General features: G+C 44.1%; 17 protein-coding genes and 1 riboswitch. Of the genes, 6 read left to right on the plus strand and 11 right to left on the minus strand.

Annotated features, from left to right (window positions below; translation table 11 throughout):
* Positions 1–491 precede the first annotated feature (491 nt).
* Positions 492–932, plus strand: coding sequence for an RNA recognition motif domain-containing protein (locus tag Q8W40_RS21805; RefSeq protein WP_305400219.1), 441 nt, complete (start codon positions 492–494; stop codon positions 930–932).
* On the opposite strand, the gene murI is transcribed toward Q8W40_RS21805, so the two are convergent.
* From murI to Q8W40_RS21820, 3 genes are read right to left on the minus strand one after another with little or no spacing between them, the layout of a single operon-like run.
* A complete protein-coding gene (murI, locus tag Q8W40_RS21810) occupies positions 907–1,704 on the minus strand; it encodes a glutamate racemase (RefSeq protein WP_305400220.1) in 798 nt (265 codons plus the stop codon). The two genes, Q8W40_RS21805 and murI, sit on opposite strands and share 26 nt — an antisense overlap.
* A 34-nt stretch (positions 1,705–1,738) precedes the next feature.
* Positions 1,739–2,428 carry an ATPase gene (locus Q8W40_RS21815; protein WP_305400221.1) on the minus strand — a complete coding sequence of 230 codons (690 nt, stop codon included), beginning with the start codon at positions 2,426–2,428 and terminating at the stop codon, positions 1,739–1,741.
* Positions 2,429–2,470: 42 nt separating this feature from the next.
* Positions 2,471–4,234 carry a TonB-dependent receptor domain-containing protein gene (locus Q8W40_RS21820; RefSeq protein ID WP_305400223.1) on the minus strand — a complete coding sequence of 588 codons (1,764 nt, stop codon included), beginning with the start codon at positions 4,232–4,234 and terminating at the stop codon, positions 2,471–2,473.
* Between the two features lie 66 nt (positions 4,235–4,300).
* A riboswitch (cobalamin riboswitch) is annotated at positions 4,301–4,535 on the minus strand.
* Positions 4,536–4,735: 200 nt separating this feature from the next.
* Between Q8W40_RS21820 and trmA the strand changes: the two genes are divergently transcribed.
* Positions 4,736–5,845: a tRNA (uridine(54)-C5)-methyltransferase TrmA gene (gene trmA / locus Q8W40_RS21825; RefSeq protein WP_305400225.1), complete on the plus strand. Its 1,110-nt coding sequence runs from the start codon at positions 4,736–4,738 to the stop codon at positions 5,843–5,845.
* 49 nt (positions 5,846–5,894) lie between these two features.
* Here the strand turns inward: trmA and Q8W40_RS21830 are convergent, their stop codons facing one another.
* Positions 5,895–6,266, minus strand: coding sequence for a YijD family membrane protein (locus Q8W40_RS21830; RefSeq protein ID WP_101114513.1), 372 nt, complete (start codon positions 6,264–6,266; stop codon positions 5,895–5,897).
* Positions 6,256–6,924 (minus strand): HTH-type transcriptional repressor FabR, encoded by a 669-nt coding sequence (gene fabR, locus Q8W40_RS21835; RefSeq protein ID WP_104400170.1) that lies wholly within the window; start codon positions 6,922–6,924, stop codon positions 6,256–6,258. Before fabR ends, Q8W40_RS21830 begins: the two co-directional genes overlap by 11 nt.
* Positions 6,925–7,195: 271 nt before the next feature.
* On the opposite strand from fabR, the gene sthA reads away from it, so the two are divergent.
* Complete coding sequence (sthA, locus tag Q8W40_RS21840; protein WP_305400228.1) at positions 7,196–8,593, plus strand: Si-specific NAD(P)(+) transhydrogenase; 1,398 nt, start codon at positions 7,196–7,198, stop codon at positions 8,591–8,593.
* Positions 8,594–8,665: 72 nt separating this feature from the next.
* Here sthA and dinF read toward each other — a convergent pair whose 3' ends face one another.
* The 3 genes from dinF to lexA form a co-directional block, all read right to left on the minus strand.
* Complete coding sequence (gene dinF / locus Q8W40_RS21845; RefSeq protein ID WP_370693421.1) at positions 8,666–9,937, minus strand: MATE family efflux transporter DinF; 1,272 nt, start codon at positions 9,935–9,937, stop codon at positions 8,666–8,668.
* 130 nt (positions 9,938–10,067) lie between these two features.
* Entirely contained in the window at positions 10,068–10,883 is an 816-nt protein-coding gene (locus Q8W40_RS21850) for a class I SAM-dependent methyltransferase (protein ID WP_305400232.1), read from the minus strand.
* Positions 10,884–10,946: 63 nt separating this feature from the next.
* Positions 10,947–11,561, minus strand: a complete 615-nt coding sequence (gene lexA, locus Q8W40_RS21855; RefSeq protein WP_305400234.1) for a transcriptional repressor LexA — start codon at positions 11,559–11,561, stop codon at positions 10,947–10,949.
* 582 nt (positions 11,562–12,143) lie between these two features.
* On the opposite strand from lexA, the gene plsB reads away from it, so the two are divergent.
* The gene (plsB, locus tag Q8W40_RS21860; RefSeq protein WP_305400371.1) at positions 12,144–14,567 is read left to right on the plus strand and encodes a glycerol-3-phosphate 1-O-acyltransferase PlsB; all 2,424 of its coding nucleotides are present in this window, start codon (positions 12,144–12,146) and stop codon (positions 14,565–14,567) included.
* A gap of 79 nt (positions 14,568–14,646) precedes the next feature.
* Here plsB and Q8W40_RS21865 read toward each other — a convergent pair whose 3' ends face one another.
* Positions 14,647–15,111 carry an ATP-dependent Lon protease gene (locus tag Q8W40_RS21865; RefSeq protein ID WP_126606122.1) on the minus strand — a complete coding sequence of 155 codons (465 nt, stop codon included), beginning with the start codon at positions 15,109–15,111 and terminating at the stop codon, positions 14,647–14,649.
* A gap of 141 nt (positions 15,112–15,252) precedes the next feature.
* Complete coding sequence (gene bioH / locus Q8W40_RS21870; protein WP_305400235.1) at positions 15,253–16,017, minus strand: pimeloyl-ACP methyl ester esterase BioH; 765 nt, start codon at positions 16,015–16,017, stop codon at positions 15,253–15,255.
* An 80-nt stretch (positions 16,018–16,097) separates the two neighbouring features.
* On the opposite strand from bioH, the gene Q8W40_RS21875 reads away from it, so the two are divergent.
* Both Q8W40_RS21875 and nfuA read left to right on the plus strand, forming a co-directional pair.
* Positions 16,098–16,808: a ComF family protein gene (locus tag Q8W40_RS21875; RefSeq protein WP_305400237.1), complete on the plus strand. Its 711-nt coding sequence runs from the start codon at positions 16,098–16,100 to the stop codon at positions 16,806–16,808.
* 90 nt (positions 16,809–16,898) lie between these two features.
* Positions 16,899–17,486, plus strand: a complete 588-nt coding sequence (gene nfuA / locus Q8W40_RS21880; RefSeq protein WP_101114522.1) for a Fe-S biogenesis protein NfuA — start codon at positions 16,899–16,901, stop codon at positions 17,484–17,486.
* A 108-nt stretch (positions 17,487–17,594) separates the two neighbouring features.
* Here nfuA and Q8W40_RS21885 read toward each other — a convergent pair whose 3' ends face one another.
* Positions 17,595–18,893, minus strand: a complete 1,299-nt coding sequence (locus tag Q8W40_RS21885) for a trypsin-like serine protease (RefSeq protein WP_305400373.1) — start codon at positions 18,891–18,893, stop codon at positions 17,595–17,597.
* Positions 18,894–19,051: the final 158 nt, after the last annotated feature.

Raw genomic sequence — 19,051 nt, forward strand, 5'->3', positions numbered from 1 at the left:
CATCATCGTATTGGTCACTCAGTTCATTGAAACCTAAATTGTTTCCGAAGAAACTATTTGGATTATCATCAACGAGTACCCACACAGATTGATAGGTCTATATTGTTAAAGAGCTTTTTCTAACTGACTAGGCGCTCTGCGTCTTGCCGTTAGGGGTGCGAATAATACGCTCCCATTTTTGAGAGTCAAGAATTTTTTCAAACTTTCTTTTTCTCTCTTTACCAACTCGTCGTGTGACTTCCGTCTCACTCCGTGTCGGTGAGGCGGCATTATAGGGAGATCAGAATGGATGACAAGTCTTTTTTCAAAATTAATTTCCAAGTGAATAATTTTCAATCAAAAGTCGAATTATCGAATAAAATTTCAACATTTGAAGGGTATCACAGCAATTGGTTGGAATTTCATCATGCTTAAACGTAAGATCTGTGTGTCTATTATGTTAATAGCGCTTTGCATCTTATTACTTCACAATTTCAATGTAGTATTCAGATATGAACTCAAAAAAATCTTATTTATTAGTTATCGCACTGGCAGTATTGGGCGCTGCAGCCTTTTCACAAATTGCAGTACCACCAGCTACCGCTTTTATCATTGGCGTTTTTACTTGCGCGCTTATCTTATCCCTTTCTAACCCTTCTTCAGAGCAAGCAAGTAACGACAAATCAGCTACGACCACTCTTTATGTGGGGAATCTTCCTTATAAAGCTAACGAGACCCATGTTCGGCAGTTGTTTTCGAAACACGGACAAGTATTCGCTGTTAGGTTAATGAAGGACAAACGTACAGGTAAACGAAGAGGATTCGGCTTTGTTGTTGTATCAAGGGAAGACACAGACAAAGTCATTCAAGAATTAAATGAACAGGACTATATGGAGAGAACGCTTAAAGTTAGAGTCGCCAACGACCCTAAACATCCAGAAACGGCTGAATAACTGTTTCGGAAAAACCCATCTTTTTTAATGTAAAATTAAGTGCATCATCGCCTCGTGGTGGTGCACTACAAAAAATCTGATTTAACTGTTTCCTCTCTAACCCCGAGTTTGCTTTCAAAAGAAAAGCGACACGGCGAGCAATAGCGTTACCAGAATCTATCAATACAACGTCTTTCAACACTCGACTAATTTCATCTTTCAGAAGTGGGAAATGTGTACACCCTAAGACCGCAACATCTATTTGGTTAATAAGAGGCGAGAGCAAAGCCGTCATTTCTTTCGGACAAACCATTTCCGATCGTAGTTTTCGCTCGGCCATTTCCACAAGTTTTGTTGAACCTAATAGCTTTACTTCTGTGTCTTTAGCAAAGTCTTTGATGAGTTCGTGTGTATAGTCACGGGTTATCGTCGCTGGGGTTGCAATAAGGCCGACACCTATTTTGGAGATCAACGATGCTGGTTTTATAGCGGGAACCACTCCCACAATTGGAATGGATAACGCAGCCCTTAAGTGGGGTAAGACCAATGTACTGGCCGTATTACAGGCGATAACCACTAAGTCGATATCGTATTCTCGACAATATTGAGTGATCAAGGTTTGAACGCGATACACCAGCGTATCGCCATCCAGCTCTCCATATGGGTATGCCGCATTATCAAAAAGATAGAGGTACTCCAATTGCGGAAGCAACGCTTTCAGTTCTATGTATACGGAGAGACCTCCAACACCAGAATCAAAAATGAGCACTCTCTTTTCTGTTTTTTTATCCACGTTCGTTCATACCCCAATAAAAGCTGGACGTATATTACTGGTAAAGTGACTCCTCGCCAATATTAGCCACATAACGTAAGTGGTGAAATCGCTCGGTGCACTCGATGGAAATAGACCGCAAGCATAAATTATGGCTAAAACAAGGAGCTGATGTCACTAAAGTGTGAAATTCACCATTCTCTCCGCAGGGATCTATTCCGTTAGGTAAGTTAGCGATCAACTCTTTGCTATAACACTCACCACATAGGCTGGAAGGCAATTTGTTCCCATCCACTGTCACTACAATGGTTTCAATGCCTCTATCCAGTATTTCATTCGCTAATTCTGTACTGGGTGTCCCCATCAACGGAAATACACACTCCCACCCCTCTTTTTCAATATAGCTTTTTCGATATTCAATGATGCCATTACAAAACATATCGCCAAACGCAACAGCATCTATCTCTAGCTTTGAGTTTTTTAACCCTTTAACTATCGAACTCTGATACACCTCGTTGGGTGGAAATACTTCTGGAAGTTGAATCGTGACTAACTGCAAATTGGCGAGTGCCGCTTGCATTTTTACAACCGAAATGGGTGTGACTTGAAATGGGACTTCGCCGTCTACGTGAGTCGTGTACAACCCGACGACTTCATATTGAGGGTCTTCGAGTAGACGAATGAGCGTTAGCGTAGAATCTTTACCTGATGACCAACTGATGATGACTTTTTTGGGATTCTTCATGTTGTATATTGTAAAAAAACCGCCCGGAGGCGGTTTTTATTTTTAGAATTTGTAATCCAAGTTAATAAAGAAGCTTCTCTCTTGAGTATTGTAGCCCTTTGCCAAAACATAATTTTGGTCGAACAGGTTTGCAATTCGGCCTCGAGCTGTCAACTGTTCAGTAACAAAGTAACTTGCAGCCACATCGACTAAAGAGTAAGCACCTAATTCAGTCTTACCGTCATTATCTACGCGTTTACCCTGATAAAGGTAACTGATATCTGCTTGCCATTCGTCAGCAACATACGTTACGTTCCATTTTGCACTTTGCTTTGCACGGCGACTCAATTGAACATCATTGACTTTATCTTTTGGATCCATGAAATCTAAGCTTACTTCATGGGAGAATGCGCCAGTTTCAAATAAACCAGATAATTCAACACCTTTTATTTCAGCTTCACCCACATTTTTCGCTGGCCAACCAATTAACATATCTTTTATCTTGTTTTGATAGGCAGCTACACGCCAGTCAATCCAGCTTTGGCGACCTTCTAATGCCAATTCGTAATTTGTTGATTTTTCGGGTTTGAGGTCAGGATTACCTGAACCTGGCCAATATAGGTTATTAAATGTTGGGGCTTTAAAAGCTGTACCTGCATTTGCAGTTACGCGGTGGTTATCTGTAACTTTATAGCCCAGACCTACCTGCCATGTAGAGTTTTTTCCATAACGCTGGTTATCATCTCCACGTAACGCAAGCTCAGCTTGAAACGCTTGATTGTCAAAAAAACCACTCACATATGCAGACTTGTTGGTGCGAGAGGTCTCCGCATATTCAGTGGAAGTTTCTGATACATCATCTTTGTACCAATCTACACCAGCGCCAATTGAAAACTCTGAATTAACCAAATATAGGTTTGTGAAAGCAACTGATTGGCTGTCTGTTTGGTACGTACCATTAGATGAAGGGAAATAGCTTGAGTCTTGGGCTTTACTCACTGCTAGTTTACTTGAAAGGTTTTCACCATCGTAGTTAGCACTACCAACAAGGCTATATAGCTGCTGACTCTTTTCTGAATCTGCTGGGTCATATTCTACTTCTCCATCCGAATAGGTAGAATTAAATTTAAATTCAACTTCATCATTCAATTCATGGCTTATAGATGCTGCGAATTCGGCAACTTTGTGCCCATCAGCATCCTCATTACCTGATGAACTTTGAACACTAAAGCCTTCTGTTTCAGCAAACTTCACCGCAAATGAGCCACTTGTACTTTCGCTTAGCTCTCCAGCCACTGCTAAGCTCGCTTTTTGGTAATTATTTGATCCAAAACCTAAGCTTGCTTTCGCTTCTGCAGTTGATGTATCGGTAATAATGTTAATTACACCACCTATTGCATCTGAACCGTAAAGAGCTGCTCGAGGCCCTCTTACAAACTCAATACGCTGCACACCAACCAAAGGAATCGCCGATATATTAGCACCACCAGAAGTAGCGCTTGCGGTTTTGACACCATCAATTAATACCAAAACATGGTCAGATGATGTACCACGAACAAAAATACTTTGAGTCTGACCATAGCCACCATTACTAGAAACCTGTACTCCAGGTAATCTACGTAATACTTCAAATAGGTCATTTGCCTGAATTGCTTCTATTTCAGCTTTAGTTATTACCACTACCGGAAGCGTTGTACTCTGAGTACTTTGCTCAAATCGGTTCGCTGTCACTACGAGAGTTTCGGTATCTGCCGCTTCTTGAGCTACAGAAATGGAGGCGTGTGTAAGCAGCGACGCTACTGTGGTCGCTAGAAGAGTTTTTTTCATTGTCATTTCCTAAATCGCGAGAATCCTTCTAAGACCAAGCAGTACGTTTCAACACTGCTAATATCCGCTTGGCTCTTATTGCTGGCAGGTATTCGGACTTAAGAGCTCACCCAAACCTATAGGAACACTAATTCCATACAGATTCTGATACCTAGCACCTCACTTCCCACTTACAGACAGTAAGCAGTGTTTGGATTTATTCCGAGGTGTTCGTTCTCTTTTACCGCTGCGCGTCAGTTCTGGATTTCCACCAGATTCCCTTTTCAGTCAAAAATTGACCACCAGCTTGGGCGAGGATACTAGTTCGCATTCTTATGGATGTCTAGACGTATTTCTTCTAACCTATTATCACTCTCGTCAATAGAACAAACATTCATCAAATTGATGGCGTTAATAGTAATGAGGTAATCTCACAGACCAACCAGAAAGACAAAGCTGGACAAATAAAGTGGATTGAATAAAATCTGCGCTCCCTGTACCTAAGCAATAAGGCATGACTCCATGGCATCACTTGATGTAAACCCAGAGCATTATCAAGCACAACTTGCTGAGAAAACCCAGCGCCTAACTGAGATGTTTGCTCCTTTCAATGCACCAGAACTGGAAGTGCATGAGTCTCCGGAGCAGCACTACCGCATGAGAGCGGAATTTCGAGTTTGGCACGAAGGTGAAGAGCTCTACTACATCATGTTCAACCAAGAGACACGTGAAAAATACCGTGTGGATGCGTTCCCTGCCGCAAGTCGTTTAATCAATGATCTTATGCCCTTATTGATCGACGCGATGAAAGATAACGATACGTTGCGCCGAAAGCTGTTCCAGGTGGACTTTTTATCCACACTCAGCGGCGAAATCTTGGTGTCTTTGCTTTATCACCGTCAATTAGATGAAGACTGGATTTCGCAGGCAAAAGCCCTAAAACAACGGCTCAATGATGAAGGGTTCAATCTCAACTTAATTGGTCGAGCTCGAAAAATGAAAATCGTGCTCGATAAAGATTACGTTATCGAGAAGCTGAACGTGAATGGCGATACTTATGTGTATCAGCAGGTAGAAAATAGCTTTACGCAGCCTAATGGGATCGTTGCTCAGAAAATGTTGGAGTGGGCAGTTGATTGCACCCAAGAGAGTGCAGGGGATCTTCTAGAGCTTTACTGCGGAAACGGAAACTTCTCGTTGGCGCTGGCACAGAATTTCGAGCGCGTTTTGGCAACAGAGTTAGCTAAACCTTCTGTCGATTCTGCACAATTTAATATTGAAGTGAACAACATCAACAACGTACAAATTGTCCGGATGTCAGCGGAAGAATTTACAGAAGCAATGGAAGGCAAGCGAGAGTTTCGCCGTCTGAAGCAACAGAATGTCGATCTGACAAGCTATAACTGCAACACCATCTTTGTTGACCCTCCTCGTGCTGGCATGGATATCGACACATGTAAAATGGTTCAAGGGTACGAACGCATTATGTACATTTCTTGTAATCCAGAAACATTGAAAGATAACTTAGATATTTTGAGTGAAACTCACCATATCACTCGCTTTGCATTATTCGATCAATTCCCATATACCCATCATATGGAAGCGGGTGTTTTCTTAGAAAAAAAAGCATAAACAAAAAAACCGCTCATATGAGCGGTTTTTTTAGCTAGAATTTGGTGTTCTACTGAGGTTTCGCGATATACCCAAGCTTCTTACCGACCCAAACTAGGAGAAGCAGCGTCACTATAATCGAGAAGAAATTTGATCCTGACTCTGGGTGCTGCGCCCCTAAGAACGCCGAATAACCAAACGCCCCAACAAAGAAACATGCTAAAGCAACCATAGGGATTTCTTCAGAAACAGGGTGGCGTAGATATTCTTGATACAGATTCTGAACTGCCAATACCAATGCTATCAATGGAAACACTGAGAAAGCCACTTCACTGACTGTCAATGCTGACAACAGGGCATTACCACACATACCCGCGATTAGAGCTAAGAGGAGAGTTTTCTTTTCTGACCCTTGGTCAGCGATAGGAGCTTCATTCGACATTGCTTTGTCCTGCCTTATTCTTCTTTAGTTCATTTTCTTTTCGGTACACATGGGCACCTTTTGCAATCATTCTGAGCTGGGTTATCAAGCGATTCGCCAGTTCAGTTCGTTCATCTTTTTCTAAATCTAGAGCTTCTGCACCAGAGCTAAAAACCAGTGTGACAGATGCTTCGGCCTGAGTGAAAGCGCCTTCTCTAGATACACCATTGATTACTAAATATTCAGTAAGTTCCGCAACAAAGTGCTGAATTTCTCGAGCAACAGCTGCACGAAACTCAGACGATGTCCCCGAACGTTCTCGTAACAACAACCGAAAAACGTTTGGGCTGCTCTCGATAAACTCCATAAACGTGTCTACCGATGTTTTAATCACACTGCCTTCTTTGGCAATACGCTGCCTAGCTTGGCGCATTAATTGACGGAGCAGTAAACCGCCTTCGTCGACCATCGTCAATCCAAGCTCATCCATGTCTTTAAAGTGACGATAGAAAGACGTCGGAGCGATACCCGCCTCTCTTGCCACTTCACGTAAGCTTAGATTAGAAAAACTGCGATCGGCACTTAACTGACTAAAAGCGGCATCGATTACTGAACGTCGGGTTTTTTCCTTTTGTTGAGCTCGGATACCCAAACTCTTTTTTATATTCTCGTTTGTCATTCTTAACTACGCTTTATAGAGAAACTGACCTAACAGGCAAGCCTTACTATACCGTGAATGCAGTAAGAGTCTATGAGACAACCGCGGATACTTTACGGATTTTTCGCGGAAATGCTCGCCTGTTACTTGAAGTTACTGATGACTTCACAAATTCTGATTGAAACACAACGTGATCCTCACCACTGTCTACTGGTGAGACCATTTACCTGTAAAATGAAGTCGTTAAAATATCGCTACAGCAATGTTAACTATCATTACAAAAGGCAAATATATGACCTCAACGCACTTCGATGCAATAGTAATAGGCAGTGGTCCTGGTGGTGAAGGGGCTGCAATGGGCTTAACAAAATCGGGGTTAAACGTTGCAATCATTGAGCGGGAGAGCAGTGTTGGTGGGGGGTGCACTCATTGGGGTACCATACCTTCTAAAGCACTGAGACATGCGGTTAGCCGCATCATAGAATTCAATAATAATCCTCTCTTCTGCCACAATAATTCCAGCCTCCACTCTACGTTTTCCAATATTCTTGGTCACGCAAAAAGCGTTATCGACAAACAAACTCGCCTAAGACAAGGCTTTTACGATAGAAATGAGTGTTCTCTGATTTTTGGTGAAGCTCGATTCATCGCCAGCAATACGATAGAAGTGCTTCAACCTGATGGCACTGTGGAACAATACACCGCAGATAAGTTTGTCATCGCAACTGGCTCTCGCCCATACAGGCCAGCCGATGTTGACTTCACTCATGACCGTATATATGACAGCGATTCAATTTTGTCGCTAGAGCACGACCCACGCCACATCATTATTTATGGTGCAGGTGTCATCGGCTGTGAGTACGCTTCAATTTTCCGTGGGCTCGGTGTAAAAACCGACCTCATCAACACACGCGACAGGCTGCTATCTTTCCTAGATAACGAAACCTCCGATGCACTGTCTTATCACTTTTGGAATAGCGGTGTCATTATTCGCAATGATGAAACTTATGAGCGAATTGAAGCCTCCGATGAAGGTGTTGTGATTCATTTAGAATCGGGTAAAAAAATGCGAGCAGACTGTATCCTGTACGCCAATGGACGAACAGGTAATACGGATAAGTTGAAGTTAGAGAATGTGGGTCTAACCCCTGACTCTCGTGGTCAGCTCAGCGTGAACACCAATTACCAAACCGATGTAGAACACATTTATGCTGTTGGTGATGTAATTGGTTACCCAAGTCTTGCTAGTGCAGCATACGACCAGGGTCGATTTGTTGCTCAGGCCATCACGAAAGGTCAGGCCGATAATCACCTGATTGAAGATATTCCGACGGGTATCTACACCATCCCTGAAATCAGCTCTGTGGGTAAAACCGAGCAAGAACTAACAGCTGCGAAGATCCCGTATGAAGTGGGTCGTTCGTCATTTAAACATCTTGCAAGGGCGCAAATTGCAGGAAAAGATATTGGCTCTTTAAAAATACTCTTCCACCGTGAGACAAAAGAAATATTGGGCATTCACTGTTTTGGTGAGCGTGCAGCGGAAATTATCCATATCGGGCAAGCCATCATGGAACAAAAAGGCGAGGCGAACACGATCGAGTACTTCGTCAACACTACCTTTAACTACCCGACAATGGCAGAAGCGTACCGAGTCGCGGCATTGAATGGTTTAAACCGTTTGTTCTGATTTCACAGCTTCAAAGTAAGAGGGTCAGCATATGCTGACCCTTTTTTTGTAAAACAACACTGCACATAAAAACTAAGCAAGAAACTGATTTCTTCGCCATTGATAGACAAACACAATCGCTAACCCTAGCCCTCTCACCCCCATAAAGCTCAACATAGCCAACCATAAAGCATGGTTACCGAAGTCAGAAAAAGTGAAAAAGACAAGGAAGAAGCTGCACGTCGCAACAAACATGCTATTGCGCATTTCTTTGCCTTTTGTGGCGCCAATAAAGATGCCGTCGAATAGGAAACACCACATAGAAACCAAAGGCATTGCGATTAGCCATGGTAAGTAAACGTTGGCATGCTCTCGAACAATAGGAATGTCTGTGATCATAGAGATCAGCAGCGATCCCCCCAAGGCGAACACCAGCGTCAACAGTGCACAAATAATTAAACTCCAGAAAAACGTTCCTATCAGCGACAGTTTCAACTGCTTCTCATCTTTGGCTCCAATGGCTTTCCCTACCATTGCTTCCATCGCATAGGCAAACCCGTCCATGCCGTAAGAGATCATCATCAGAAAGCTCATCAATACTGCGTTTGCTGCTACCACGTCATCGCCAAAGCTAGCACCTTGGAAAGTCATAAACGTAAACGCTGCCTGTAAACACAATGAACGCAAAAATATATCGCGGTTAAGACGAACGAACCGCCCTATTCCATTGGTGAGCGCACCGAGTTGGCTGAAAACAGATGGCAAAGTGAGCTTAATCCATGTGCGATAGACAAAGAATAAACCTAAAGACATGCCCGTGTAGTCGGCCAGTACAGATGCCAATGCTGCCCCTTCTACTTTCCAGCCAAAACCCATAACGAAAAGAAGATCGAGCATAATATTTGTAAGGTTGGACACAATCACGATCCACATTGGGGCTTTCGCGTTTTGTGTACCTAATAGCCACCCAAGAATAACGAAATTAGCAAGTGCGGCTGGCGCACTCCATACGCGTATTGAAAAGTATTGTTGACCATAGAATTTCACCTGATCACTGGCGTCACTCAGAGCAAACACCCACTCTGAAACCCATGGGTGAAGTGAAAGGAATAGCAGCGCGAACATTCCAGCCATCATCAAGCCTTGAAGCAAAACAAGACAAAGCTGCTCCCCACTTTTTGCTCCAGTTGCTTGTGCTGTTAAGCCAGTTGTCGCCATACGCAGGAAGCCCAGTAGCCAAAACGACACACTTATCATCGTGCCGCCCAAAGCAACTCCCCCCAAATACCACGCATGATCTAGGTGTCCAATAACCGCAGCATCCACCAACCCAAGTAAAGGAATGGTGATATTGGACAAAACCATAGGAATAGCGAGCCAAAGCACTTGCTTGTGCAAAGACCAATTAGAAAGAAAGGATAGGTATTGGGATTTAATCACGTGGAACCTCGACAATTATGGCGTCGAGGTTAGCGTTTAGCGATTGATTAATCAATCACCATCGCATGTGTAGAAGGACGGGGGTCATTCGGTGCTTGAAGAAGGACATTTTTGATAGCCAGCGTTGCCAGCGTTTCCATCGACTGCAGTTTTTATCCATAGGAGAATGGACCGTAACCCATTGATACCAAGGAAGCCAGTTAAGCAATTTCTCTTTAGGTCGGCTGATTGCGTGTTTGTACCCCCCCCCACCAAGCTTTTTACCCCAATGAGAATTCGCTAAATCCCCCGCCAAAACAAAACACGCTTGAGCATGAATGAATCGGCGACCCAATATTCTAATAAACTGAGCAACCTGAGATTCGTTGCAATCAAGGAGTGCGTGTTCACAGACAATAAGAACAGGAGAAGATTCGGGAACGGGAAAATCGTCAAGCCAGTCGGTATCGACCACACTGCCGCATCGAAGTTGATAACGCTCACTTGGATGAAAAAGCTTTTGTCGCCAGAGTAAATTTTCGCTGATATCAAGTTCTAGCCAATGACAACGACCGTTATCTAAGCGGTAGAAACGGGTATCCAATCCAGCCCCAACGTTCAAGATCCAAGCTTCAGGGTTATCCATCAAAAAGCTTTTCACTCTTTCATCACACAGCTGGGTTAGAGTGGCATTCAGAAGTTGCTTCTGATCAACATCGCCAGACAAACACTCAGGTGCTAACTCACAACGCTGACAAGCACTAGCAGCAATAGGATCGTAAACCAATCCATCGTCAACCAAGCTTTCTCTGCTTCGCAACCACATAGGCTGAAGCAGATTCGCTGGAATCTGGTAGTGAGATTTAGGTCGCTTGAAGTGAGGTTGTGTCATTATCATCTTCCCTACAATAATAGCTAGATGATAATGACTATCATTTAATAATGCAAAATTTAATTACATCCAATCTGCATTTCTGATCACACCAACGGCAATACCTTCAATCGCTAAGTGCTGTGAGATGAGATCGACTTTGATCGGTTCAAACTCTTCGTTTTCAGCATGAAGCAGAACCGTAGAGCCTTTACGCTCAAGACGCTTAACCGTCACGTCCTCATCGACTCTAGCAACAACAACCTGTCCATCACGCACATCTGAGGTTTTATGAACAGCCAACAAATCGCCATCCATAATGCCAATATCTTTCATGCTCATACCGTTAACACGAAGCAAAAAATCGGCTTGCGGTTTAAACATGGCAGGATCAACTTGGTAATGTGTTTCAACGTGTTCTTGAGCCAGAATAGGCTCACCTGCTGCAACCTGACCAATCAAAGGTAAACCGTCTTCTTCTTCATCTTCTAGAAGAATTCGGATACCGCGTGAAGCACCGGGAATAATCTCGATCACTTCTTTTCTGGCAAGAGCTTTTAAATGTTCTTCTGCTGCATTGGCAGAACGGAAACCCAACTCACGGGCAATTTCTGCACGAGTGGGTGGCATACCGGATACATCGATCTTATCTTTGATTAAATCGAAAACTTGTTGTTGGCGCGGCGTTAATGGCTTCATGGTCCACCTGTCTTTTTATACAGTTAACTGTGAGTATATCCAGTAAATCGACGAAATCAAAGACAATTGTCTATTTTTTAACGGGTTTGTTGTTTTGGGTTCATGCTACGTCCATCTGCCTTCGATATGCTTTGCGAAATAAGAGCTCGATTCATCTCCGTTTCATTGATGCGAGCCGATGTAGCGCTTTAGAGATAGTGGCAAATTTGAATAAAAGGTTAGACCAGTTTCTGCTATCCTTGCAGCGCAATTAATCAAGTGGTGATGTTTTAGGGGCTGTTTATCTTTCGAGATGATTTTTGCAGCAATTTGTGGGTGATTTATACAAGGCAGAGCTCATTCGGTGTAGTCGCACTACATCAATGGGCGATAACGCAGTAGAAATAAGCCACAAATGCTGCCCAAAGGGTTCGTTTCTATGTCTTTTACTCTTTGTTGCAAGGTATTTGCTTAGAATGACTAGGCGTCACACCTTGCGCCGCGATTAAAAGACATAGAACTCGAACAAAATTTAACCACGAAAGATAAACAGCCCCTATACAACTCGCCATCGAAACAAACATGTTGAGGCAAACATTCGCTATGTCTTCTGGACAATCTCTTTCTCGAACTTTGATGAAGTTACCTTTGTCGGTATTGGTAAAAGGGACAACTATCCCATCGAATCCGGTGGAAGATTTGGGAATCGATGTTTCCAAACCCATCGTTTACGCACTGCCGTTTCGCTCTAACGTCGATCTACTGACATTCCAAAGGTATGCCCTAGAGCAAGGGTTACCCGATCCGTTGACCCCACTGGAAATTAATGGTCAGCCGTTTGGACGTTTTGTGTTTACCTCTTCACGACCTACGTTGATTCAGAATGATCACGATGCGCCCTCTGAGTCCGTTGATTTGTTTACGAAACTGCTCGGATTGCACAACAGTGACAGTGACTTAGATGTGCAAGTACTGCCTGTAAGTGTACTTTGGGGGCGAAAACCAGGAAAAGAAGAGAACCAAAAACCATACCTTGAAAGTTTAAATGGTCCTCAAAAAGCAAAAGCATTACTGCTTTCAGGGCGAGACTGTCTAGTGCGATTTAGCCCTGTGGTTTCACTGCGTTCAATGGCTGATAGCCACGGCACCGACCAAGAAATCGCTCACAAGTTAACACGAGTCGCTAGAATTCATTTTTCTCGCCAAAAATTGGCGGCGTCGGGTCCGAATCTTCCTAATCGCCAAGTTTTGTTTCAACGCTTATTGAAATCTGAAGCCATTAAAAAAGCGGTCGCAGACGAAGTCAAAAGCAAGAACATTAGCCAAGAAAAAGCCGAAAAAGAAGCCAAAGCGATCATGGATGAAATCGCCGCCGATTTTTCTTATTCATTGGTTAAACGCGGCGATCGCTTCTTAGGTTGGTTGTGGAACAAACTTTACCAAGGTCTAAGTATCAACAACGCTTCCACTGTGCGAAAGCTGGCGCAGGATGGCCACGAAATTGTGTACGTGCCTTGTCATCGAAGCCATATGGATTACTTGCTTTTGTCCTATGTGTTGTATCAAGAAGGGATGGTTCCTCCACACATTGCCGCTGGAATCAATTTAAACTTCTTCCCTGCAGGACCTATCTTCCGCCGAGGAGGCGCGTTCTTTATTCGTCGCAGCTTTAAAGGCAATAAACTGTATTCCACGATCTTCCGCGAATATCTTGCAGAACTGTTTGCCAAAGGGTATTCCGTTGAATACTTCAGTGAAGGTGGTCGCTCCAGAACAGGGCGATTATTGCAAGCGAAAACCGGCATGCTAGCCATGACGATTCAAGCAATGCTGCGAGGGTTAAATCGCCCCGTGACTCTAGTGCCTGTCTATATTGGCTATGAACATGTTATGGAAGTATCCACCTACGCAAAAGAACTCAGAGGCAAACGCAAAGAAAAAGAAAATGCGGGGCTTGTTCTGAAAACGTTGCGCAAACTGCGTAATTTCGGGCAAGGGTATGTGAACTTTGGTGAACCTATTCCACTGAACCAATACCTTAATGAACATGTACCAGATTGGACAAACGACATTGATGCCGTTAACAGCCCTAAACCTCAGTGGATGACACCCGTGGTTAACCATTTGGCTGAGAAAATGATGACGCACATAAACAAAGCAGCGGCCACTAATGCACTAACCTTGTGTGCTCTCGCTTTATCGGCATCTAGGCAACGCGCTTTGTCTCGCGAAACTTTGGTTCAGCAGATAGACAGCTATCTTGCGTTACTTCGCCAAGTCCCTTATTCCTGCACCAGCACCACACCAGATAGCAATGCGGAAGACTTGGTTCATCATGCAATAAGCTTAGATAAATTTGTCATTGAACCCGACAGTATGGGCGACATCATCTCCCTTGATCGCCAGCAGTCCATTCTGATGACGTACTACCGGAATAACATCATCCACTTATTTGCTATCCCCTCTTTGATAGCTCAACTGGTTGTTCAGCATGAAAATATCAAGTTATCTTCAATCATTGATTCGGTAACGACCTTGTACCCTTTCTTAAAGAAAGAGCTGTTTATCCATTATGACGAAAGTGATATCTCAGACGTGGTTACCAATACAATCGAAGAGTTTGCTCGGCAAGAACTGATTACCTTGAATGATGGAGATATATCTTTAAGCCAATGCCGGATACAGTCTCTGATTTTATACGCTAGGACCATACAAGAAACGCTGCAGCGTTATTCTATTGCCATTACCCAACTGGTAGCGGCACCTGAATTGGGCAGAACAGAACTCGAGCAACACAGCCAACAAGTGGCACAAAGGCTTGGTCGTTTACATGGTATCAACGCGCCAGAATTTTTTGACAAAGGAGTATTCGCCGCTCTATTTAGCACTCTAAAAGAGCAAGGCTACTTGGATATAGACGGACAATGTGATTTGGAAAAGACAAAGCAGCTGGCAGAAACGCTTTCAAAGCTACTGCCCACGGAAGTCAAATTGACCATACAAGAAAGCCGGCAATCGGAAAGTTAAAAAGCAATTCGAAAGTTAAAAAGCAATCAGAAAGTAAAAAAAGAGACCACCTAAAAGGTGGTCTTTTTGATTTGGCGATTTAAGTAATCGCAATCACTTCTGATGGCGTATGAGGCGCGACAGAATGCCCATAATGGTATTTAATAATGGTGCGGCGTTTTGCCATCTTCCCCTCATTAATCGCATCGTTCAGCACACTGGCTGGCAAACGGAAACGGATGGTATACCCCTTTCCTTGCTGGGCACTGTAGGATTGCAGTGCAATTAAATCAAACAACCGTTCAAGCTTGTCGATAGGCTCTTCGTGATACTCAGTTTCGGCATCGGAATCCAACTCGTAGTCGGGATGATCTTCTGCATTCCAAGCGGCACGTTTTCGACGCCTTTCCTCTAGCGTTGCCTTTCGCTCTGCACTCGACTTGGTCAATTCTGTAGCGGGTGCTATAGGCTCTTTGACTTTATTGTCTCGTGCGACTTGTTCGGTTTGTATATTGACCGACGGGGCAATCAGCGGAACGCTGGCACTGGTCGGGTTCACTAACATAACAAACCTCCCACAACGGTAACTTTGCCGTGAAACAGGTACATATAAGGAGTCTCACGACCTCTTGCCAATGATGGCAATGGCAAAACCAATCTGGTTACAGTTTAGCCTGCTTACACTTATAACGGCAGATTGTTCAATTTATTTACAGAAGTCGGTGATCTTTTCGCAAAACAGTTCGAGCTCTGTCATAAAAGGGGCGTGTGATGATTGTTCAAATGTGTGCTGATAACTGTTGGGCGCCCATGTTTGCATGTCTTTGGCAACTTTAATGGGGACCAGCCCATCCAAGCGCCCGTATACTCGTAGATAAGGCATCTTAATCTCAGCCATATCCGAGCGGAGATCAATATTCGCTAACATATCTAACCCCGCTAGCAACACCTTAGGATCGGGCAGTGGACGTGATAGCACCGCTTGTTTTAAATGCTTCACATCTTGACGAGCGGATGGGCTGCCCATGGCTTGGAGTGCCATGAAACGCTCAACGGTTTGCTGGAAATCCTCAACCAGCTGCTCTGTAAATAAGGTCAGCACATTAGGCTGAATACCGCGCCAAGGCTTTTCGGCTGCAAATTTTGGCGAGCTGGCTACCGTGATCAACTTAGCGACTCTTTCGCTGTGCTTTAGTGCTATGTGGGTTGCCACTAAGCCGCCCAATGACCACCCGACCCAAATTGCTTTTTCAGGCGCATCTTGCAGAATGCTCTCCGCTATTGTTTCAAGATTTTTTGCATGAGCTTGGTGGCTATGACCGTACCCGGGTAAATCCACAACGTGGACAGAGAAGTGGCGAGCCAGACGCTCTGCCGTTTGCTGCCACACCGCACCATTCATTCCCCATCCATGAAGCAATATCAAATCTGGACCTTGCCCGAATGATTGCCAATACAACGATGTTGTCATGCTTTTTTCCCTTAAAACGTATTTCGTACAGCAAATGTATTTAGTAACATATTCAACCTAATGAATACAAAAGACTTTATATGGCTTTTTCTCACTGGCTGAAAATTCAAATTCACCACCATTTTAAACTTCAATGCCCCTCATGTGGTCTGAACATTGAGGAAAGTACACCAGAAACAAGATGGTGTGACACGTGTTTAGATGATCTGAGAGAAAAACACCGGTGTTTACAATGTGGGCTGCCCACTCTCAATACGGTTGAGCAGTGCGGTCAATGCCTCTTAGCACCTCCACCATGGCAGCGCTTATATTGTGTGGGAGATTATCAGCCCCCATTATCGAACTATATTCATAGCTTCAAACATCAACATCAATTCTGGTTGTCTGGAGATCTCACCTATCTCCTTGCAGAGCAAATTTCTCAGCCCGCTGAGATTGTTACATCAGTCCCACTCCATTGGCGTCGGCAACTTTGGCGAGGCTACAATCAAAGCGATTACCTAGCGAAATCATTGTGCCAGCACCTTGGTATCACCGAGCGCTTTGACCATCAAATATTCAGACGCATAAAGCCCACTCGCGCACAACAGGGGCTCAATCGTAAAGCCCGTCTTCTCAACCTAAAAAATGCATTTACTCTCGATTCGTCTCGCGTGGCAAAACACATGGCGATTGTTGATGACGTCGTGACGACAGGCAGCACTATCCGACAATTATGCCAATTACTACTTGATGTTGGTGTAGAAAGGGTCGATATTTACTGCGTATGCCGAACCCCTGATCCGACTTAACGTAAATAAGTTATGACTTAAAAAGCTGGATCGAAATATCGACAGGGGTAAAATGGTTAAATACTTTACAAAATCACTCGGGTATTGGTCGTGTCAAATACAATTACTATTACGGAAAACGCACAATCGCACTTTGGGAAATTGCTTGAGCAGCAACCTGAAGGCACAAACATTCGTGTCTTTGTGGTAAACCCAGGAACGCAAAACGCTGAGTGTGGCGTGTCTTACTGCCCACCGGAAGCTGTGGAAGCCAGCGATACTGAATTAACATTTGAACTCTTTTCTGCGTTTGTCGACGAACTCAGCCTACCCTTCCTTGAGGATGCAGAGATCGACTTCGTCACAGATAAGATGGGATCTCAGCTTACGCTTAAAGCACCTAATGCAAAAATGCGTAAAGTGTCTGATGACGCATCATTAATGGAACGCGTTGAATACGCCATTCAAACTCAGGTTAACCCTCAACTGGCAGGGCACGGTGGTCACGTTAGTCTGATTGAAATTTCAGAAAGCGGTGTTGCACTGGTTCAATTTGGCGGTGGCTGTAACGGTTGCTCCATGGTTGATGTCACATTGAAAGAAGGGATTGAGAAAGAACTCTTGGCTCAATTCGAAGGTGAATTGACAGCGGTACGTGACTCTACCGAGCACGACCGAGGAGAACATTCTTACTACTAAGCACTAAATAGCCGCAGGTAGAAAGAACCAAACAGACGAAAGCCGGGAATAATGATTCCCGGCTTTTTATTTGGTTTAGCGTTGCTTTACCGCAAACTTAAACATCGATTACAACTTGCTCCAAGCATCATTCCAAGCCCATCCTGTACCTGGTGCATATGCCCCACCAGCCGAACACCAAAGTCCGCCAGGGAACCCTAGGCATTGGTAACGATTGCCATCTTCAGCCAGAACCACCGTACCAAATGTGTAGCTGCCAATATTTTGTGGGTACACGTGATCATAATTACCACCGCCACCACCAGCCGTTGTAGCATCTGCACTCACATTTGCTTGGTACGTACTTGTGCCTTGATCCGTTGAGAAGGAAAGCTGTGCCTTCGCTAGACCCGCTTGAGTTGCACCAAATTCGACAGCGACCTGACAGCTTTGGTTCGCAGTCAACGTTGTTTGAGAACAGGTATCACGACCAACTACTGCTGAGGTGGCGACACCGGACGCTACCGCGCGAACGTTATTCAAAGTAAACGACTGTGTGCCGTTATTTTTAATACTAAACGTATGAGATTTCGTTTCACCGACTTTGAACGAAGACAATGTCTGGTTCTTGGTGTATCCAACAGCGTAGCTGCCGCCAGGATTAGAGGTAATTACCGTATCTAGCCAGCTGCGTAAGGCAGCAATATCACTATAAACGCCATACTTACCTGGACGCGCACAACCAATACCCCAACTTACAATACCCAACTGAGTAATCACACCAGAACGATTGACAACAATTGGACCACCACTATCGCCCTGACAAGAATCCTTACCGCCAGCAGAGAAACCAGCACAGAATGCAACATTACCTACATTGGTATAGCTTCCACCTGCCGCTCGACACGTCGCATCGGAAATCAAAGGAACGTCAACAGACTGTAATTTATAAGGTGAGCTGCCTCCTTCAGAGGTACGACCAAGCCCTGCAACACTTAATGTATCACCAATGCCCGCATACTGACTCAAAGAACCGTCCGCTATCTCTACCTTCACAGCAGACGGAAGATCATTGGTCAATTTCAAAACGGCGATATCGTTTGTAAACGTACGTTTGTCGTAGTTAGGATGCATGTAAATCTTGCTAACATTAGCGCGCTGACCATCCGTTCCGTTGTAGATGAATCCACCTACTTTAACAGCAATACCAGATGGCGAATCCCCGTCTACACAGTGCGCAGCAGTTAGCACGTAACCATCACCTAAGTAGCTCGCACCACAGTAAGAACGGTTTCCGTAACGTGAAACAATTTGGGTATAAAATCCCCAGTCAGCAGTATTTGCGTTACCACCACCAACAATGCGTGGTGAAATTTCAAAACCGGCGCCTTGTACTTCTGCGCCTATGGATACCATAGGTGCAAGCATGGCTGTGACTAGGGCCATATTCCTTGTTATTTTCAAAATATTATCCTCATATTTTTTGTGTAATGCCGCTCTTTGTTATCTGGCGACGTTGTATACACAAGCACGTTTCTTGAAAAATCCAAGGCATGAATAGAGGAAAAAACCCATACTGCGACCAC

The organism is Vibrio penaeicida (assembly GCF_030689305.1).
In the GTDB taxonomy this organism is placed as follows: Bacteria; Pseudomonadota; Gammaproteobacteria; order Enterobacterales; family Vibrionaceae; genus Vibrio; species Vibrio penaeicida_B.